At 70.7% G+C, this 17,833-nt stretch carries 12 protein-coding genes; 4 read left to right on the forward strand and 8 right to left on the reverse strand.

Annotation, left to right across the window (positions count from 1 at the left end; all coding sequences use genetic code 11):
- Positions 1-76: 76 nt before the first annotated feature.
- Positions 77-1,285, forward strand: a complete 1,209-nt coding sequence (locus tag PGH47_RS10145) for a TerD family protein (RefSeq protein WP_271668018.1) — start codon at positions 77-79, stop codon at positions 1,283-1,285.
- Positions 1,286-1,389: 104 nt separating this feature from the next.
- Here PGH47_RS10145 and PGH47_RS10150 read toward each other — a convergent pair whose 3' ends face one another.
- The gene (locus PGH47_RS10150; protein ID WP_376056560.1) at positions 1,390-2,436 is read right to left on the reverse strand and encodes a LacI family DNA-binding transcriptional regulator; all 1,047 of its coding nucleotides are present in this window, start codon (positions 2,434-2,436) and stop codon (positions 1,390-1,392) included.
- Positions 2,437-2,622: 186 nt separating this feature from the next.
- Here PGH47_RS10150 and fxsT point away from each other — a divergent pair, with 186 nt between their 5' ends.
- Together fxsT and PGH47_RS10160 are read left to right on the forward strand one after the other, a co-directional pair.
- On the forward strand, positions 2,623-6,039 hold the full coding sequence (fxsT, locus tag PGH47_RS10155) for an FxSxx-COOH system tetratricopeptide repeat protein (RefSeq protein WP_271663146.1): 3,417 nt from the start codon (positions 2,623-2,625) through the stop codon (positions 6,037-6,039).
- 95 nt (positions 6,040-6,134) lie between these two features.
- Complete coding sequence (locus tag PGH47_RS10160; RefSeq protein WP_271663147.1) at positions 6,135-7,415, forward strand: toll/interleukin-1 receptor domain-containing protein; 1,281 nt, start codon at positions 6,135-6,137, stop codon at positions 7,413-7,415.
- Here PGH47_RS10160 and PGH47_RS10165 read toward each other — a convergent pair.
- From PGH47_RS10165 to PGH47_RS10185, 5 genes are all read right to left on the reverse strand, one after another.
- Positions 7,412-8,428, reverse strand: coding sequence for a 1-aminocyclopropane-1-carboxylate deaminase (locus PGH47_RS10165; RefSeq protein WP_271663148.1), 1,017 nt, complete (start codon positions 8,426-8,428; stop codon positions 7,412-7,414). The genes PGH47_RS10160 and PGH47_RS10165 overlap by 4 nt on opposite strands.
- Before the next feature lie 13 nt (positions 8,429-8,441).
- Entirely contained in the window at positions 8,442-9,104 is a 663-nt protein-coding gene (locus PGH47_RS10170; RefSeq protein ID WP_271663149.1) for a GntR family transcriptional regulator, read from the reverse strand.
- Between the two features lie 109 nt (positions 9,105-9,213).
- Complete coding sequence (locus PGH47_RS10175) at positions 9,214-10,797, reverse strand: TROVE domain-containing protein (RefSeq protein WP_271663150.1); 1,584 nt, start codon at positions 10,795-10,797, stop codon at positions 9,214-9,216.
- A 357-nt stretch (positions 10,798-11,154) separates the two neighbouring features.
- Positions 11,155-12,600 carry an alkaline phosphatase PhoX gene (locus tag PGH47_RS10180; protein ID WP_271663151.1) on the reverse strand — a complete coding sequence of 482 codons (1,446 nt, stop codon included), beginning with the start codon at positions 12,598-12,600 and terminating at the stop codon, positions 11,155-11,157.
- A gap of 181 nt (positions 12,601-12,781) precedes the next feature.
- Positions 12,782-14,215 (reverse strand): hypothetical protein, encoded by a 1,434-nt coding sequence (locus PGH47_RS10185; protein WP_271663152.1) that lies wholly within the window; start codon positions 14,213-14,215, stop codon positions 12,782-12,784.
- A gap of 321 nt (positions 14,216-14,536) precedes the next feature.
- On the opposite strand from PGH47_RS10185, the gene PGH47_RS10190 reads away from it, so the two are divergent.
- Positions 14,537-16,363: an endonuclease/exonuclease/phosphatase family protein gene (locus PGH47_RS10190; protein ID WP_271663153.1), complete on the forward strand. Its 1,827-nt coding sequence runs from the start codon at positions 14,537-14,539 to the stop codon at positions 16,361-16,363.
- Between the two features lie 13 nt (positions 16,364-16,376).
- Here the strand turns inward: PGH47_RS10190 and PGH47_RS10195 are convergent, their stop codons facing one another.
- On the reverse strand, positions 16,377-17,120 hold the full coding sequence (locus PGH47_RS10195; protein ID WP_271663154.1) for an SRPBCC domain-containing protein: 744 nt from the start codon (positions 17,118-17,120) through the stop codon (positions 16,377-16,379).
- A gap of 15 nt (positions 17,121-17,135) precedes the next feature.
- Positions 17,136-17,765: an ArsR/SmtB family transcription factor gene (locus PGH47_RS10200; RefSeq protein WP_271663155.1), complete on the reverse strand. Its 630-nt coding sequence runs from the start codon at positions 17,763-17,765 to the stop codon at positions 17,136-17,138.
- Between the last annotated feature and the right edge of the window lie 68 nt (positions 17,766-17,833).

Genomic DNA, 17,833 nt, shown 5'->3' on the forward strand with positions numbered 1-17,833 from the left:
CGCCGCACCCGTGCCACCCGATTGCCGGGTAAGGGAACGGTAAAGCGCCCCCGCTCGTTCACGGGGCATGACAGCTATGACCCCCGGCTCGAACATCCCTCTCTCCACCGCGCGCGTGACGGTGGACGTCGCCGCCCCGGTGCGGCTCGACGTATCGGGCCTGCTGCTCACCGCCGACGGCAAAGTGCGCTCCGACGACGACTTCATCTTCTACAACCAGCCCAGCGGCCCGGGCGTGACGTACCGCTCGGGCGGCGGCACCGCCCCCGACGCGATCACGGTCGACACCGCGGCCGTACCGCCGGGCATCGAGAAGATCGTCGTCACCGCCAGCCCGGACGCCGCCGGCCAGACCTTCCAGGGCATCGAGCCGACGGCCACCATCCGCAGCGCCGACGACAACAGCGTCCTGGCCACCTTCACACCCCCGCAGCTCGGCGCCGAGACGGCACTGGTGGTCGTCGAGATCTATCTGCGCAACGGCGCCTGGAAGGCCCGCGCGGTGGGCCAGGGCTACGCCAACGGCCTGGCCGGCATCGCCACCGACTTCGGCGTCACGGTCGAGGAGCCCGCCCCGGCCGCCGCCCCCGTGGCCCCGCCGCAGCCGACCATGCAGCCCCCGGCCGCTCCGCCGGCCCCGCCGGTGTCCGCCCCGGTCACGCCCCCGGCCCCCGCCGCGCCTCCCGCCCCGCCCGCGCCCGGCGCGGGCAAGATCAACCTCGACAAGGGCCGCGTCAGCCTCCAGAAGAACCAGACCGTCTCCCTTATGAAGGGCGGCCGTCCGCTGCTCTCGCAGGTCCAGATGGGCCTCGGCTGGGAGCCGGCGTACCGCGGCAAGGACATCGACCTGGACGCCTCGGTCATCGCCTACGGCCCGCAGCGCAACCACATCGACAGCTGCTACTTCGGCAAGCTCCAGATCGTGAACGGCGCCATCCGCCACTCCGGCGACAACCTCACCGGCGAGGGCGGCGGGGACGACGAGGTCATCACCGTCGACCTCGGCCGGCTGCCGCAGGACGTCACCGGCCTGGTCTTCACGGTCAACTCCTTCTCCGGCCAGAAGTTCACCGAGGTCGCCAAGGCCTACTGCCGGCTGATCGACGCCCTGTCCGGCGAGGAGCTCGTCCGCTTCGACCTCACCAGCGCCGAGCCGCAGACGGGCGTGCTGATGGCCAAGCTCATCCGCCAGTTCTCCGGCGAGTGGGAGATGACGGCGATGGGCGACTTCGTGAAGTCCCGGACCGTGCGCGGGATGGTGAAGCCGGCGGCCCAGTCCCTGTAGCCGGCCGTACGACATGCAGGGCGCCCCCCGCTCCGAGGGGCGCCCGGCGCCGTCACGCCGTCGTCGCGCCCGTGCAGCGCTTGCGGCGGCCCCGTCCGGGCGCGTCAGGCCGAGGCCCGTACCACCAGTTCGGGGACCACCCAGGCGTCGGTGCCGTTCATCGGCTCCTCGCCCGCCCGCAGCCGGGCCACCTGCTCGACGGCCAGGCGGCCCAGCCGGCGCTTGTCTATGTGCAGGGTGGTGAGGCCGGGGTCGACCAACTCGCCCAGCGACAGGCCGTCGAAGCCGAGCACGGCCAGCTCCTCCGGCACCCGCCGGCCCCGGCGCCGGGCCGCGCGCATCGCACCGACCGCGATCAGGTCGTTGAAGCCGAACACCGCGGTGAGCTCGGGCCGTGCGTCCAGCAGCCGCGCCATGCCCTCCTCGCCGCCCGACACACTGTGCTCGGGACACATGGCGATCCAGCCGTCGTCCACGGACAGTCCATGGCGCCGGGCCTCCGCGAGGAACGCCTGCCGCCTGGGGGCGGGTCCGTGCACGCCGTCCAGCATGCCGATACGGCGATGCCCCGCACGGACCAGATGGGCCATGCCCCGCTCCACCCCGGCCGCGGCGTCGATGCCCACGGCCGCGAACCGGGTGTGCTGCGGGCCGCGTTCCAGCAGCACCAGCGGTACGCCGCCGAGGTGGCGGGCCAGTTCGTCGTCCGGGCTCCTGAAGTAGCCCAGGACCGCGTCGGCCTGGTGGGAGAGCACGTCGAGCGCCTCCCGCTCCCGGGCCTCGTCGGTGCGCGAGTCCCACACGACCACCTGCCAGCCGCGCAGCTCGGCGGCCTCCAGCACACCGGCGGCCACCTCCGGGAAGAAGGGGTTCATCAGGTCCGGGATCACCAGCCCGGCCGTCACGGTCCCCTTGCGCACCAGGCCGCGCGCGAACCGGCTGGGCCGGTAGTCCAGCAGCCGCGCCGCCTCCAGGACACGTTCCTTGGTCCCCGGGTCGATCTCGCCCTTGTCGTTCACCGCACGGGACACCGTCTGGCGCGACACCCCGGCCAGCCTGGCGACATCGTGGATCGTGGCCCGCCGCCGGGCACCACCGGGCCGACCGACACCCGACTCCCGCTGCTGATCGTCCGCCAACACGCTGAGCACTGTATCCGGCCAGTTGGGCGCCGGGGCAGGGCCCGCTATCGCGCGGATGCCCCGGGTCGACGTCGAGCGTGGTGGAGTCCGGCCGCGCTTCAGGAGGCCCCGACGTTGCGGAGGCAGCAATCTCTCCCGCCGGGAGGGGCAGGCACCGTAATCTTGTCTACGGGGTTGTGAACAAGGGGCGGGTACATGGCTGTTGGTGACGGGGCGGCGTGCTTCATCAGCTACGCGCGGGACGACCAGGCATGGGCCGAGTGGGCCGCATGGCAGCTCGAGGACGCCGGCTACCAGGTGTGGTTGGACGTCTGGTCGCTCCGTCCCGGTACCGATCTCATGGCAGCACTGCAGACCGCGCTCGGCGAATCCGAGATGGTCCTGATCCTCGTGTCACCCTCGTACGCACGCAGTCGGCACGCCCAGTCGGAGCTGAAGTCGGCGCTGTCCGCGGAGAAACGACTGATCCCCGTCATGCTGGAGGGCGGCCCGGTCCCGGACGGTCTCGAAATCCTCCGTGAGCGGCAGTTGGTACGCATCGCCGACCTCGACGACCTCAGGGCCCATGAGTGTCTGCTTCGCGCCGTCGCACCCGAACGCCCCCCTGCCGGCGGCCGTTTACGCCGTCTCGGTGCGACCAGCCCCCGGCTGCCGGGCAGTCGGCCCCGGGTCTGGAACGTTCCTGAGCGCAACGCCGGGTTCGTCGGCCGGGTCGACCTGCTGAAGCGGCTGCGAGCGGCGCTGACCGAACGGTCCCGGGCGGTCCTCGTAGGGGATCCGGGCATGGGCAAGACCCAGCTGGCCATCGAGTACGCCCACCGGTTCGCGGGGGAGTACGAACTCGTCTGGTGGATCGGGGCCGGCCAGGGATCCGCGTCCGCCCGGCTCGCCGAACTCGCGATACGGCTCGGAGCCGCCTCCCCCGACATGCCGCCGGGGGAAGCCGCCAGGGCGGTCAACGCCGACCTGCGTACCCGCAACCGGTGGCTGCTGGTCTTCGACGACGTCCCCGATGCCGACCGATTGCTCGAGGAACTCAGGCCGGACACCGGGAATGGCCAGATCCTCCTCGTGTCACGGGAGCGCGACCGGACCGACGCAGGAGAGGCCATCGAGGTGGGCCGACTCACGTCGGAGGAGTCGGCCGTTCTGCTCCGCCTGCTGGTTCCCACGATGAGCGAACACGACGCCGGGACGGTGGCGGCCGAGCTGGGAGACTTCCCGCTGGCGGTCGCCATGGCAGCACGATCCATCGATCGTGGGGTTTCCGTGAGCGCTCTTCTCGAGGCTCTGTCGCAGGCCGTCACAAGCCCGCCCCAGGCGGTCCAGCACGCCACGCGCCGAACCCTTGACCGCCTGGCGACCGAGGATGAGGGTGCGGTCGCGCTCCTGTCGGCGTACTCGTTGCTCGCTCCTCAGCCCTTCCGGCTTCGGGACTGCGTACGACTGCCGGACTGGACCCCGGACACTCTGGCCGTACTGCTTCGAGACCCTCAGGCGATGGAGTCGGCACTGCGAACTGTGGACCGCTACGGGCTCGGTCTCGGCGGCGACGGTCTCCTGCGCATCCATCCGGCCGCGCACTCCGCACTGCGTGACATGCTGTCCCCGCCGGACCGCGCGGCCGCTGCCCTGGGTGCCCAGGCCCTGCTGGTGGCAGCCCTTCCTTCCCTGCACACGCAATCGGAGGCCTGGACCTCCCTGCTGCCGCATCTGCTGGCGGTGGCAACGCAGGACCTGACCCGGCGCGAGGGGCTCTCGGCGGTGTGCGCCGGGTGTGCCCGACTGATGCTGGACGGTGAGGCACAGACTGCCGTGCTCCGGCTCGGCGAACTGCGCGAGGCCGCGCGGTCCCGGCTCGGCACGGACGATCCGACCACGATGGAGATCACGTCGTACCTGATCGACGGCCTCCAGGCAGCAGGTGAGCCCCGGACCGCCCTGCCCCTGGCCGAATCCCTCCTGGCCTGGGTGCGCCGCACCTTCGGCGAGGAGGAGCCGATGGCGCTCGAGCACGCCGCACAACTCGCGACACTGCTCTCCGAAGCGGGAGATACGGCGGCGGCGGTGGAAGTCGGTATGACGACCAGAACCCAACTACGGAAGGTTCTCGGGCCGGACCATCCGCTCGCGCTCGGTCTGTCCGCCACGCTGCTCGCGCCGATGAGTGCGCTGGGCAGGAAGGAGGAGGCCAGGTTCCTCGGGGAGGACACCCTGCTGCGGCAGCGGCGGCTGCTCGGCGCACAGCACCCGGACGCCCTCCGAACAGCCACGCATGTCGCCGCCCTGTACGCGGACCTCGGTGCCCTGGAACAGTCCCTGAACCTGCGCGACGACGTCCATCGCGGCCTCAGCCTCGCCCTCGGCCCGCACGATCCGTCTGTCCATCGGGCCGCAGCCCCGCTGGCCGCGCTGCTGATCCGGATGGGGCGCCACGAGGAGGCCCAGCGGCTTCTCCACCTCACTCACGCGCAACAGCGGGAGGCCTTCGGCGACGAGGACGTCGACTCGCTGCGCACCTGCTACTTGCTGGCCGGCGCGTATCTCACGGTCCACGACTTCGACACCGCACTGGAATGGGCCAGACGCGCGTACGAAGGCAACGTGCGCGTCCGAGGAAAGGGCGATGCCGAAACCGGCGCAACGGCTCTGCTCCTGGCCGTGTGCCTCCGGGAGGTCGGTCAGCCGTCCCAGGCCCAGGCGGTGCTGGACGAAGGGCCCCTCACCGATTCGTCCCTCCCGGCAGATACGGACCAGTTCACCGCAAAGCTCATGGACAGCTGGTCCCGCGCAACCGACGACCTGCCGGAGCCGGACCGCCGCACCACGAGGCTCCCTCACCCGTCCGAACCACTGTCGGCACGCCCTTCGGTGAAGCGGCAAGGTGGAGAGTGTGTGCTGGTCAGCCATGTCGAGGCGGACCGTGTCTGGGCCGACTGGGTCACGTTCGAACTGGAGCAACTCGGCTACCAGGTGGCGACGGAGGTCGAGGACACCCACCTTGGACGGCCGTTGCCCCAGGAGACAGACATCGTGCTGGTGCTCCTGTCCCCCGGCTATCTGGCCTCGATGACTTCCACGGCCTGGGCCTCCGAGGAGTGGAGCGCGCTGATGCACAGCGGCTCGGTCACCGGACCACGCTTGGTTCCGCTGTTCGTCCGTCCGGTGGAGACCGACCGACTACCGCCGCCGCTGCGGGCCCGGATCACGCCGGCCCTGTACGACCTCGACCCTGACGCCGCTCGCGACCTCCTGCGGTTCGCCCTGGAGCCGGAACGCCCCGACCGCCCCCCGGTGTTCCCGGGGGCGACCAGTACCGACAACGGCCAGCAGGCGCTCCTGACCCGGCGGCTTGTCAACGCCCTGCAACGGACGGCCGTCCTGCAGAGCCGGGACACCTTCCACGACCTGGTCGCTCCCCTCGGCGTATTCGTGCGGGACGAGGTGTCTCCGCGTACCCGGCTCTTCGAGGTCGTTCGCAGCCTGAAGTCCCGTCCAGGTGGTCTGACGCAGCTCGTGGAGGCTCTCGAAGAGCTTGAGCCCCACAGTCTCGCGGTGACGGAGGCCCGCCACATCGTCGACGAGATCGAGCACGGCCGGGCACCCCGATGAGCGCCGCTCTTCCGCCGCGGCCAGCCGCGGTGTACCCGCCACCGGTGCCGCACTGGTTCTTCACCGGCTACTCGGACGACAAGAACAACCTCCCGTTGGTCGAGCGCTTCCACAAGGATGTCGAACAGCATGTCGGGCAAATGCTCGGCAACGCGGTTCCCGGCAGCGGATTCGTCGACTTCAGGGACATCAGGCCAGGTGAACGCTGGGAGGACCGGATCATCGCGAGCGGTGTCTGCACGGCGCAGGCCATGCTGGCCCTGTACTCGCCCAGCTATTTCCAAAGTCACTGGTGCGCCCACGAATGGACTGTGTTCAACGCCCGGCTGAACCGCCGCGCCGGCCTCGGTGAATCACCGTTCCTCGTCGGCGTCCTTTGGCAGGCGATCGGCCTGAAGGTGCCGGAACCCGCTGCCGCATACCAGTACGTGCGCCTGGGCGCCAGTACCAAGTACGAGCAGCGTGGACTGATGTCCATCGTGCCGCGCGGGGAAGGCCAGGTCCACCAGGAGTACGAGGACCTCGTGCACGAGGTGGCGAAGCTCCTCGTCGAAGCGCACTCCGCCGCGCTCGCGCCGATCCGGGTCGAGGACATCGCGACGTTACGTCCGGAGTTCGGCGCCGAGTCGTCCTTGCCGATCGACTATGTGCTCGCCTACGCCGACCGCGACAACGACCGTGACTGGGGCAGATGGGCTTACAGCCAGCTCCATCACGGACACGGCGTCGACGTTCTCCCCGCCGAGTGTTTCGGCCGAGCACCCGCGGAGCTCCTGAGAACTTCACTGCTTCGAGCGAGGCGCTTGGTCGTGCTGCTGTCCCGGGACAGCCTGACCGGCCCATGCCTGCACAGACGGGTCCTGGAGGAGATATACGCGGACCCGGACCTCAAGCCCGATCTACCGCGACTCGTCCCGGTGTTCATCGACGACATCCCCCCGGAGGAGGTCCCCACCGGGCTGCCCCAGGACGGAGCAGCCGCGCTGTACGGCATCCCCGACCCGATGTCACAACGCGAAATCCTCCTTACCGCCGTCAACGCCCCGGTCCGCGCACCGACGGCCGTCAGAAAGGCGGCGCCGGCGTATCCGGCCGGCGCCGTCAGCCCGTTCGAGAGCAGGCTGGTCGACAAACTGTCGGTGGCCTCCTCCCTGATCGATCCGGATGTCCGATCCATCTGGTTCGAGGCCACGGGGTTCGGCGTGGCCGAGGAGCCCAAATCGAACCTGCCGACGCGCCCCTGGCTGCTCGCCGTTGTGCGCGTCGCCAGGAAGCTGCCCGACGGCTACGAGCGTCTCGCCCTGGCCCTGAAAGCCGTCGGTTCCGAGCTCGAAGCCATCGAGGTGCGCAAACTCATCGACGACCGCGACGCCTAGAACAGCGCGCTGTACGCGTTGAGGGCCGGCTGGCCGCCCAGATGGGCGTAGAGCACCGTGGAGTCACGGTCGATCTCGCCCCGATCGACCAGATCGATCATCCCGGCCATCGACTTGCCCTCGTACACGGGGTCGGTGATCATCCCCTCCGTCCGGGCCGCAAGGCGCATCGCCTCCAGGGTGGTCTCGTCGGGGATGCCGTAGACGCCCGCGTGGTAGCGCTCGTCGAGTTCGACGTCCGTCACGGTCAACTCACGCTTGACGCCTATGAATTGCCCGGTGTTGTGGGCGATCCGGGCGATCTGCTCGCGGGTGGTGGCCGGCTTGGCGGAGGCGTCGATGCCCAGCACGCGGCGTGGCCGGCCGCCCGCCTCCTCCAGGGCCGCGAAGCCGGCGACCATGCCGGCCTGGGTGGAGCCGGTCACCGAGCAGACGATGACCGTGTCGAAGAAGACGCCCGACTCCCGTTCCTGCTCGGCGACCTCGTACGCCCACCCGGCGAAGCCGAGGCCGCCCAGCGGGTGGTCGGAGGCGCCGGCCGGGATGGCGTACGGCTTGCCGCCGGACTCCTCGACCTCCCGCAGCGCCTGCTCCCAGCTCTCCTTGAAGCCGATCCCGAACCCGGCCCGTACGAGCCGTACGTCCGCCCCGGCGAGGCGGCTGAGGAGGATGTTGCCCACCTTGTCGTAGACGGAGTCGGGCCAGTCCACCCAACTCTCCTGGATCAGGACGCACTTGAGCCCCGCGCGGGCGGCGACGGCCGCGACCTGGCGGGTGTGGTTGGACTGCACGCCGCCGATCGAGACGAGCGTGTCGCAGCCCTGCGCGAGCGCGTCGGCGACGAGGTACTCCAGCTTGCGGGTCTTGTTGCCGCCGTATGCGACACCGGAGTTGCAGTCCTCGCGCTTGGCCCAGAGGGAGGCGCCGCCGAGGTGGGCGGTGAGGCGCTCCAGCGGGTGCACCGGTGAGGGGCCGAAGAGCAGCGGGTAACGGTCGTACGAGGAAAGGGACATGGGTCCTCCCGGGTCAGTCGTCGTCGGCCGGGTCCTCGTCCGCGAGGTCGGCGAGGCTGCGCCAGATCTCCGCGGTGACGTCGACCGCGGTGGCCGTGTCACCGGACGCGCAGGCCGCGATGAGCCGTTCGTGCAGTCCGGCCGAACGGCAGTTGCCGCCCTCCCCGAAGCGACGTCGCTCCAGGCGGCGGATGAGCGGGGTGTAGCGGGCGACGGTGGCGGCGGCGGCGCGGTTGCCGCTGACCCGCACCAGTACGTCGTGCACCTGGTCGTCGGCGCGCAGCGCGAGGTCCACCTCGCCGGCCGCGACGGCGGCGGCGAAGCGGTCGTTGGCGGCGCGCATGACGTCCAGGTCCGCGGCCGTCATCCGGGGCACGGCGGTCCTGGTCACCAGCTCGTGCATGGCGCCGACCACGGCGGCCGCGTCCCGTACGTCGGCCGCGACGACCGGCGTCACCCGGGTGTAGCTCTGCGGCTTGCTCTCCAGCAGGCCCTCGTCCACGAGCCGTGAGAACGCCTCGCGCACCGGCGCCCGGGACAGCCCCAGCCGCTCGGCGAGATCGGCGTCCCGCACGACCGCGCCGGGCTCGATCTCCCCGGCCACGATGGCGTCCCGGATCGCTTCGTAGGCCCGGTCCCTCAGCAGGGTCCGGCCGACAGGTCGTATGGCCTCCATGAACTGAAATGTTAGATGTCAGCCCTCGGCCCGACAAGAGACGGGCAAGGGAAGAGTGGCCCGCACTCCCCACGTGGTGCGGGCCACTCTCGTCCGGGGCGTTTCCGCCTCAGGCCGCCCAGGGCCAGTCGGCGTCCCGCGCGGCCTCCAGCAGCGGAACCATCCGGAAGGCCGCGTCGGACAGGCCGCCGAAGGTGTGCCGGTTGCCGGTGCCCGACGGGCCGTGGCCCGCCCGGTACCCGGCGAGGTTCCAGGTGTAGACCGGCACGTCGGCCGGGACCTGCTCGGTCGGGTCGCCGTGGTGGCTGGGCGCGTACTGCTCGTCGGTGACGATCAGCACCCGGTCGTGCCTGCGGTAGTGCCGGCGCACGGCCTCGGTGGTGTCCGTGCCGCCGAGGTCCCCGAAGCGCTCCAGGATCCTCAGCACCGACTCCCCCTTTCGGAAGGCGATCTCGCGGCTGTCGGAACCGAACTGCACGAGGTCCGCGTTCGCCGCCCGCAGCGCGAGCGCCGTACCGAAGATCGCCGCCGCGTCGGCCCGGTTGAGCTGCGAGCGGTCGGACAGCCGCGACCAGAACATCGAGCCCGAGCGGTCGACGAGCACCAGCGTGCGGCCCGGCAGCCTGGGCACGTTGGCCAGCGAGTGGCCGAGCGCCTGCTCCAGCGGGTACGCCCAGCGCAGCGAGGGCGCGTGCTGGTACGCGGCGAGGTACCGGAAGGGGAACTGCCGCGAGCGCGCGACCTGGGCCGGGTCGCTGATCCGCGCGGCGACCCGGGCCGCGACCTCGTCGGACACACCGGCCTCGTCGAAGTTGCGCAGGTTCCGTACGAGCGCCATGGCACCCATCGACGGAATCACGGCCTCCCAGGCCTCCTTGTCCATCGGCCCCTGGAGCCAGCCCGCCAGTGCCTCCCACGTCATGCCGGCCGCCGCCAGCCGCTCGGCGCCGCCGTCCGACGTGACGACGGTCCGCCGCCGGTCGACGGGCAGCGCCATCAGCTCGCGGTGTGCGGTGAGGACGTCGCTGGACGCGGGCGGCAGCGCGGTGTCCGGGTTGTGCCGGCGGTCGAGGGCGTACCGGAACAGCTCGCCCTGCCACGGCTTGTCCGGGTCCGGTGCCGCGTGCACCAGGTTGAGGATGTCGCCGAAGCGGTAGCCCTTGGACGCGGTGTCGTACTTCAGCAGCGACTTGCCGCTGTACAGACGCCGTACGGCGTCCGCGACACCGCGCTTGAGGGGCTTGGGGACGTTACGGCCGTACAGCGCCGTCCAGTACGCGAGCAGCTCGCCGGGCTCGTCCGGCCGCTGGAGGACGGAGGCGACGACCTGCCGGTTCGACGGGCCGTCGGTGGCGCCGGCGTCCAGGCGGGCCTTGACGTACTCGGCGGCGCCCACGACGGAGGCCGTACGGAGGTTGCCCTCGCCGCGCAGCCAGCCGAGCAGGCCGGCCGTCCACTGCGGGTCGGTGAGGGCAAGCTCGCGCACGAGCCGAGCGAAGCGGTCGTCGCGGTCGGCGCCGGTCTCGTAGAAGGTCTTCTGGGAGACGAAGTTGGAGACGGCGAGCAGGAACAGCTCGGAGCGCGCGTCGCGCTCACGGCCGCGGCCGCCCTCGTAGGTGCGCAGCACACGGCCGGTCGAGGTGACCCGCGAGGTGAAACGCGCCTTGGCGGCGCGCGTGTTGAATCGCGCCATGTTGAATTCCCCCCGAATTCGTTCGTGTTTCGGAGGAAGGCGCAGCAAAAGATGGGTGCCCGAGATCAGGAGTCGGCGACGGACTTTAGCCTGGTGCTCTGCCGAATTGAGCTACACCGACCCGAGGTCGATGACGGGATTCGAACCCGCAACCGCCAGATCCAATGAAGTAACCGTTGCCTGCGCACCGGGCACCCACCATGAGCTGCGCCTCCCGAGATCAAGTCGGCGGCGGCTGGGATTCTTTGGAAGAGAAGTAGCCGCTGCCATCGCACCGGGAGGTGCGTGACGTTGTGATCTCACTGTAGGAGGCGCAGCTCGGGACGGGCGAGCGAATTAATGGCCGCCGTGGGTGTATTACCGCCGCTGCCGCTTCCAGGGACCGGTGATGGCGAGCATGATTCCGGGCGTCTGGATGTTGGCGTAGAGGGTGCGGCCGTCGCAGGAGAAGGTGACGCCGGTGAACTCGCTGTATTCCGGCTCCTCGGCGGTGCCGATGTTCAGTTCGTTGCGGGCGATCGGGTAGGTGCGGCCGCTGTCGGTGGCGCCGAACAGATGCTGGATGCCCTCGCCGTCCTCGGCGATGACGAGGCCGCCGTACGGGGAGACGGTGATGTTGTCGGGGCCGTCGAAGGCGCCGTCCTTGGACGGGTCGGGGTTGACGCCGATGAGGACCTTCAGGGTGAGGGTGCGGCGCTTGGGGTCGTAGAACCAGACGGAGCCGTCGTGCGGCTGACCCGGGCTCTCCGCGCGGGCGTAGGAGGAGACGATGTACACGCCGCCGTCGCCCCACCACATGCCTTCGAGCTTGCGGGCGCGCGTGACCTGGCCGGTGGTGAACTGCTTGCGCACGGACGTCGTGCGCGCGTCACGGTCGGGCACGTCGACCCAGTCGACGCCGTAGACGGTGCCGATCCTGGTGGCGCGGGAGAGGTCGTCGACGAACTTGCCGCCGGAGTCGAAGCACTTGAACGCCTGGAGCGTGCCCGCGTCGTCGGCGAGGGTGCGCAGCTTGCCGCGGCCGTGGTGGAAGTGCTCGGGCGGGGTCCAGCGGTAGAGCAGGCCGTTGGGGTTGGAGGCGTCCTCGGTGAGGTAGGCGTGGCCGCGCTTGGGGTCGATGACGACGGCCTCGTGGGCGTAGCGGCCGAGCGCCTTGATGGGCTTGGGGTTCTTGTTGGCGCGGTGGTCGGCGGGGTCGACCTCGAAGACGTAGCCGTGGTCCTTGGTCATGCCGTTGGCGCCGGCCTTGTCCTCGGTCTCCTCGCAGGTGAGCCAGGTGTCCCAAGGGGTGCTGCCGCCCGCGCAGTTGGTGGCGGTGCCGGCGATGCCGACCCACTCGGCGACGCGGCCGTCGGGGCGCACCTCGACGACCGTGCAGCCGCCGGAGGCGGCCGGGTCGTAGACGAGGCCCTCGGTCAGCGGAACCGGGTGGGGCCACTGGGCGCGGGGGCCGCCGAGCTCGTGGTTGTTGACCAGGAGGGTGGTGCCGCGCGGGCCGTCGAAGGCGGCCGTCCCGTCGTGGTTGGAGGGGGTGAACTCGCCCGACTCCAGTTTGGTCTTCCCGCTGTAGGTGATGACGCGGTACTTGAATCCGGCGGGCAGCGCGAGGAGGCCCTCGGGGTCCGCGACGAGCGGTCCGTAGCCGACACCGCCGCCGTGGGCGTCCGCTGACTCCTCGCTCGCGATCTCGGACTCGGTGGAGGCGAGGGCGTTCGGCGCGGTGGCGAGAACGCCGGCGCTGCCTGCCAGCGCGACACCGGTGACCGCGGATGTTCTGGCGAAGTCCCTACGGGTGAGCGACATGGTGTCTCCTGATCACAGTGGGTGCGCCGTGGAGGGTGGCGGACTTCGATCGGCGACACGGTCCCGCTCACGTCTTAACACCAGTTGAACAACACCCAAAGGGGCGCGGGACGGTGTCGATATGCGGCTCCGCCGCGTGGGCGCGAGCAACCACGACCAACCCGAAGCCGCCTTCCGGCAGTCACCCCCCTTGCTGCGACCGCGCCTTGAACGCGGCCTTCCGCGCCTCCTTCGCGACCTTCTTGTCCGGGTGCAGCCGGCCCATCGCCTCCAGGACATCCGCGGTCGCCGGGTGCTCCACCCGCCAGGCCGCCGCGAAGAACCCGCTGTGCTGGGCGGCCAGGCCCTCCACCAGGGCCCGGAGTTCGTCGGAGTTCCCCTCGGCCGCGAGCTGCGCGGCCACCGTGTCGACGGTCAGCCAGAACACCAGGTCCTGGGAGGGCGCGGGCACCTCCGGGAACCCGGCCTCGGTCAGCCACACGCGTGCGAGGCCGCCCAGTTCCGGGTCGTCGAGGACCTCCCGCAGCGCCGGCTCGGCCTCCGGGCCCACCAGCGACAGGGCCTGCTGGCACCGCAGCCGCCTGAGCGGTGCCCCGGCGTCCGCGCCGCGCGCCGCCGCCAGCAACTCCCGTGCCGCGGCCAGGGACTCGCGCCGGGCCAGCCACTGCTCGGTCTCGGTCTGCGCGGCGGCCTGCGGGAAGGTGGCCGTCCCGTCGAGGAGCGCGTCGGCGCCCTTGTCCGCGAGGTCGCCGACCGCGGGCGCCTCGAACCCTGCCTCCAGCAGCCGCGCGCGCATCCCGTACAGCCCGAGCGGGGTCAGCCGCACCATGCCGTAGCGCGACACGTCGGTGTCGTCGATGCCGCCCGGCGGTTCCTCGGCGGCCTCGGCCTCCGCCATCAGCGCCTCGTCCACCGGCTGGTACTCCACGAGACCGACCGGGTCCAGCAGCCGGAACTGGTCGTCCAGGCGCATCATCGCGTCGGAGACCTGCTCCAGTACGTCGTTGGTGGGCTCGCCCATGTCGCTGGGCACGATCATCGACGCGGCGAGGGCGGGCAGCGGCACGGGTCCGTCGCCCGGCCCGTCCTCACTGGCCGTCAGCAGATACAGGTTGCCGAGCACGCCGTCGAGGAACTCCGCCTCGGCCTCCGGGTCCCAGTCCAGCCGGGAGAGGTCGACCTCGCCGCCCTCGTCCATGGCGTCGACCAGGTCGTCGAGGTCGGGCACGCTCGCGTCGGCGAGCACCGTCTCCAGCGCCTCCAGCCACAAGGCGAGCACGTCGTGCGGGGCGCCGCCGGTCAGCAGCGCCAGTTCCGCGCCGGCCTCGACGGTGCCCTCCTCCTCGTCGGCGATCTCGACAAGTCCGGTGTCGACGGCGACCCGCCAGGCCTCGGCGGCGTACGCGGCGGCGTCGTCCCCGCTCAGTCCGAGTTCCTCGGCGGCGGCCGGCAACTGCTCGTCGACGAGGCCGCCCCCGGCGTCGATCCGGGTGTCGGGCCCGGCCCAGCGGGCCAGCCGCGCGGCGCGCGAGAGCAACGGCGTGGACAGCGCGTCCCGCGCCAGCTCCGCTTCGGGGTGCAGCCGTACCGGCGGCAAGGGGGCGCTGTCTGACATCGGATGGTTCTCCTAGGCGCTTGCACGGCCGTGCTCAGCACGGCTCATCAGCCGCTGCACACCGCGGCTCAGTCGCTCAGCCTAGACGGATTTGGACCCATGCCGCCCGGTTCATCTCCCTGTCGGCCGGTGTACATGGCCGAAACCTTGACAAGTGGCGTGACCACGCAGGAGATTACGCGCGTAGAAATTTGGCGGACATCTGTTCACTGTATTTTCTACGCGCGTTGCAGTCCGACCGGGCATGACCGACCGGTCCCACGCTCCATCCCGCTTTTCACCCTCGTCCCGGCACCCACGCATGTCCCCGGAGGGATCCCGTTGCCGAGCAAGAAGTCCGCGCGTCTCGCCGCGCTCACCGTCGCCGCCGTCTGTTCCGCGGCGTCCACCGTCATCCTCACGGCGCCCGCGCACGCCGACTCCATGCGCATCCATGACGTCCAGGGCAGTACCCGAATATCCCCGTACGCCGGCAAGCAGGTCACGGACGTGGCCGGCATCGTCACCGGCGTACGCACCTACGGGTCGTCCAGAGGCTTCTGGATCCAGGACCCGACCCCGGACGACAACCCGGCCACCAGCGAGGGCGTCTTCGTCTTCACCAGCTCCAACCCGAAGGTCGCCGTCGGCGACTCCGTCCTGGTCTCGGGCACGGTCTCGGAGTACGTCCCGGGCGGCGCCTCCTCCGGCAACCAGTCGCTGACCGAGATCACCAAGCCGGTGATCACCGTCGTCTCCAGCGGCAACGCCGTCCCGGCCGCCAAGGTGATCGACGCGAAGTCGGTCCCGGCCGCCTACAGCCCCGGGGGCGACACCGCCGCCGGCGGCTCCGTCAACGGCCTGACCCTGGAGCCCGGGAAGTACGCCCTGGACTACTACGAGTCCCTCGAGGGCGAGAACGTCCAGGTCGCCGACACCCGCGTGGTCGGCGCCACCGACCCGTACACCGAGCTGTGGGTCACGGTGAAGCCGTGGGAGAACCGCAACCGCCGCGGTGGCACGGTCTACGGGACCTACGACTCCCAGAACACCGGCCGGCTGCAGATCCAGTCCCTGGGCAAGACCGCCGACTTCCCCACCGCGAACGTGGGTGACGTCCTTCAGGGTGCCACCGCGGGCCCGCTGGACTACAACCAGTTCGGCGGATACACCCTGGTCGCCAACCAGCTCGGCACGCTGAAGAGCGCCGGTCTGAAGAAGGAGGCCACGCAGAAGCAGTCGCGCGGCGAGCTGGCGGTCGCCACGTACAACGTGGAGAACCTGGACCCGTCCGACGCCACGTTCGCCGAGCACGCGTCCGCGATCGTGAACAACCTCCAGTCGCCCGACATCGTGTCCCTGGAGGAGATCCAGGACAACAACGGCGCGACGAACGACGGCACGGTCGCCGCCGACCAGACGATGACCAAGCTGATCGACGCGATCGTGGCCGCGGGCGGCCCGAAGTACGACTGGCGCTCGATCGACCCGGTGAACAACGCCGACGGCGGCGAGCCGGGCGGCAACATCCGCCAGGTGTTCCTGTTCAACCCGGAGCGGGTGTCCTTCACCGACCGTGCGGGCGGCGACGCCACGACCGCCGTCGGTGTGACGAAGGTGCGCGGCAAGGCCGCCCTGACCCTCTCCCCCGGCCGGATCGACCCGGCGAACGCGGCCTTCGGCAGCAGCCGCAAGCCGCTGGTCGGCGAGTTCGTCTTCCGCGGCAAGACCGTCTTCGTGATCGCCAACCACCTCAACTCCAAGGGGGGCGACCAGGGGCTGACGGCGCAGTACCAGCCGCCGAGCCGCAGCTCCGAGGTCCAGCGCCACGCGCAGGCCACGGCGATCCACTCGTTCGTCAAGGACGTCCTCGACACGCAGAAGAACGCGGACGTCATCGCCCTCGGCGACATCAACGACTTCGAGTTCTCCGACACCGTGAAGATCCTCGAGGGCGACGGCGAGCTGTGGTCGGCGATCAAGTCGCTGCCCAGGAGCGAGCGTTACTCCTACGTCTACCAGGGCAACGCCCAGACGCTGGACCAGATCCTGGTCAGCCCGTCGATCCGGCGCGGCTGCGACTTCGAGTACGACAGCGTGCACATCAACTCGGAGTTCAACGACCAGATCAGCGACCACGACCCGCAGGTACTGCGCTTCCGCCCGTAACCTCCGGTGCGGCTCAGGGCTGGCTGAACACGCCGTTCAGCCAGCCCTTCCACATGTCCTCGTCCGCCTCGGCGTCGGCGCCGGGCGCGAAGTCGTGGACCGACATGCCGACCATGTAGCCCCAGTGGTTGCGGCCGAAGAAGCGGATGAGCGCGTCGTCCGTGCGCAGCCCGAGGAAGTACGGGTTGCGGAAGTCGACGACGGCGTCCAGGACCTGCCCCTTCGGACCGCGCACCTGCACGCTCGCGCCCTGCGCGGTGTCGTCGGCGAGGCCGAGCGCACGGCCCACGGTGACGAACGCGTCGGCCGCCTTGGACGCCTCGGGCCCGTCGAAGGTGGCGAAGGCGGTGACCGGGCGGCCCCGGAAGCGGGTGAGGTACTGGCGCAGGGTGTGCAGATAGAACTCGGTGTGCCGGTTGGCGCCGTCGTACTGGTTGTCCCAGTCGTCGACGAAGATGCCGCTGTGCACGTACCGCACCCAGGCGCGGCGGCCCTCGTCGCGCGGCTCGACGGTGTAGTCGAGCTGGTTGAGGGTCTGCTCGGAGATGCCGTCGACGTTCTCGACGCGGTTGGTGTAGTGGTGCGGCGGGTCCCAGGCGGTCACCTCCGAGCCGAAGGGGCCCTTGCCGCCCACTCGCGGCTCGGGTGCCTCCATCGGCCACAGCCAGCCACCGGTACCGGCGGTCACGGCCTCCCACACCTCCTGCGGCGTGGCGTCGACCTCGAACTCGCCGACGATCTCGAATTCCTTGGACATGGTGGGCTCCTGGTACTACGGGTTCAGTTCGGGGTTTTCCGTCGTCTCCGGGGTGGCCGACGGTGGTTTGACCGTGGGGTGGACGGCGACGACGATCCGGTGATCGCGGCCGCCCTCGGCGCCGGGCGCGTCGTACTTGCGGATCAGCGCGCTCACTCCGGCCGTCAACTCCTCGATGAACGCCGCCCGTTCGGCGGCCGAGGCGAAGCGGACCTCGCCGTCCAGCGCGTAGGTCGCCAGCCGCTTGCGGGCCTTGGCCGCGCCGGTGATCAGCGAACCGACGTCCCGTACGAGGCGGGCGCCGAGCGCGAGCAGCCAGCGGGCCGAGAGCTGGTCGCGGAAGCGGTCCGGGTCCGGCTGCACCGAGGCGAGCGCGAGCGGCGAGATCACGTACGACGCGGCTGTCGCCCGCATCAGCCGCTCGGTGACGTTGCCCTTGCGGCGCTCGCCGGCCAGCTCGACCAGGCCGTGCCGCTCCAGTGCCTTGAGGTGGTAGTTCACCTTCTGCCTGGGCAGCCCGACCTTGCCGGCCAGCATGGCGGCCGACGCGGGGCCGGCCGCCAGTTCGGCGAGCAGCCGGGCCCTTATGGGGTCCAGGGAGACGGCTGCGGCCTCGGGGTCCTCGATCACGGTGACGTCCAGCATGGGTCCACCGTCTCACCGAAAACTTTTTTTGTCCAGGAGGCTAAAGTTTTCGGTGGAGGGGCCGGTCA

The organism is Streptomyces sp. HUAS 31 (assembly GCF_028198125.1).
GTDB classification, from domain to species: domain Bacteria; phylum Actinomycetota; class Actinomycetes; order Streptomycetales; family Streptomycetaceae; genus Streptomyces; species Streptomyces chartreusis.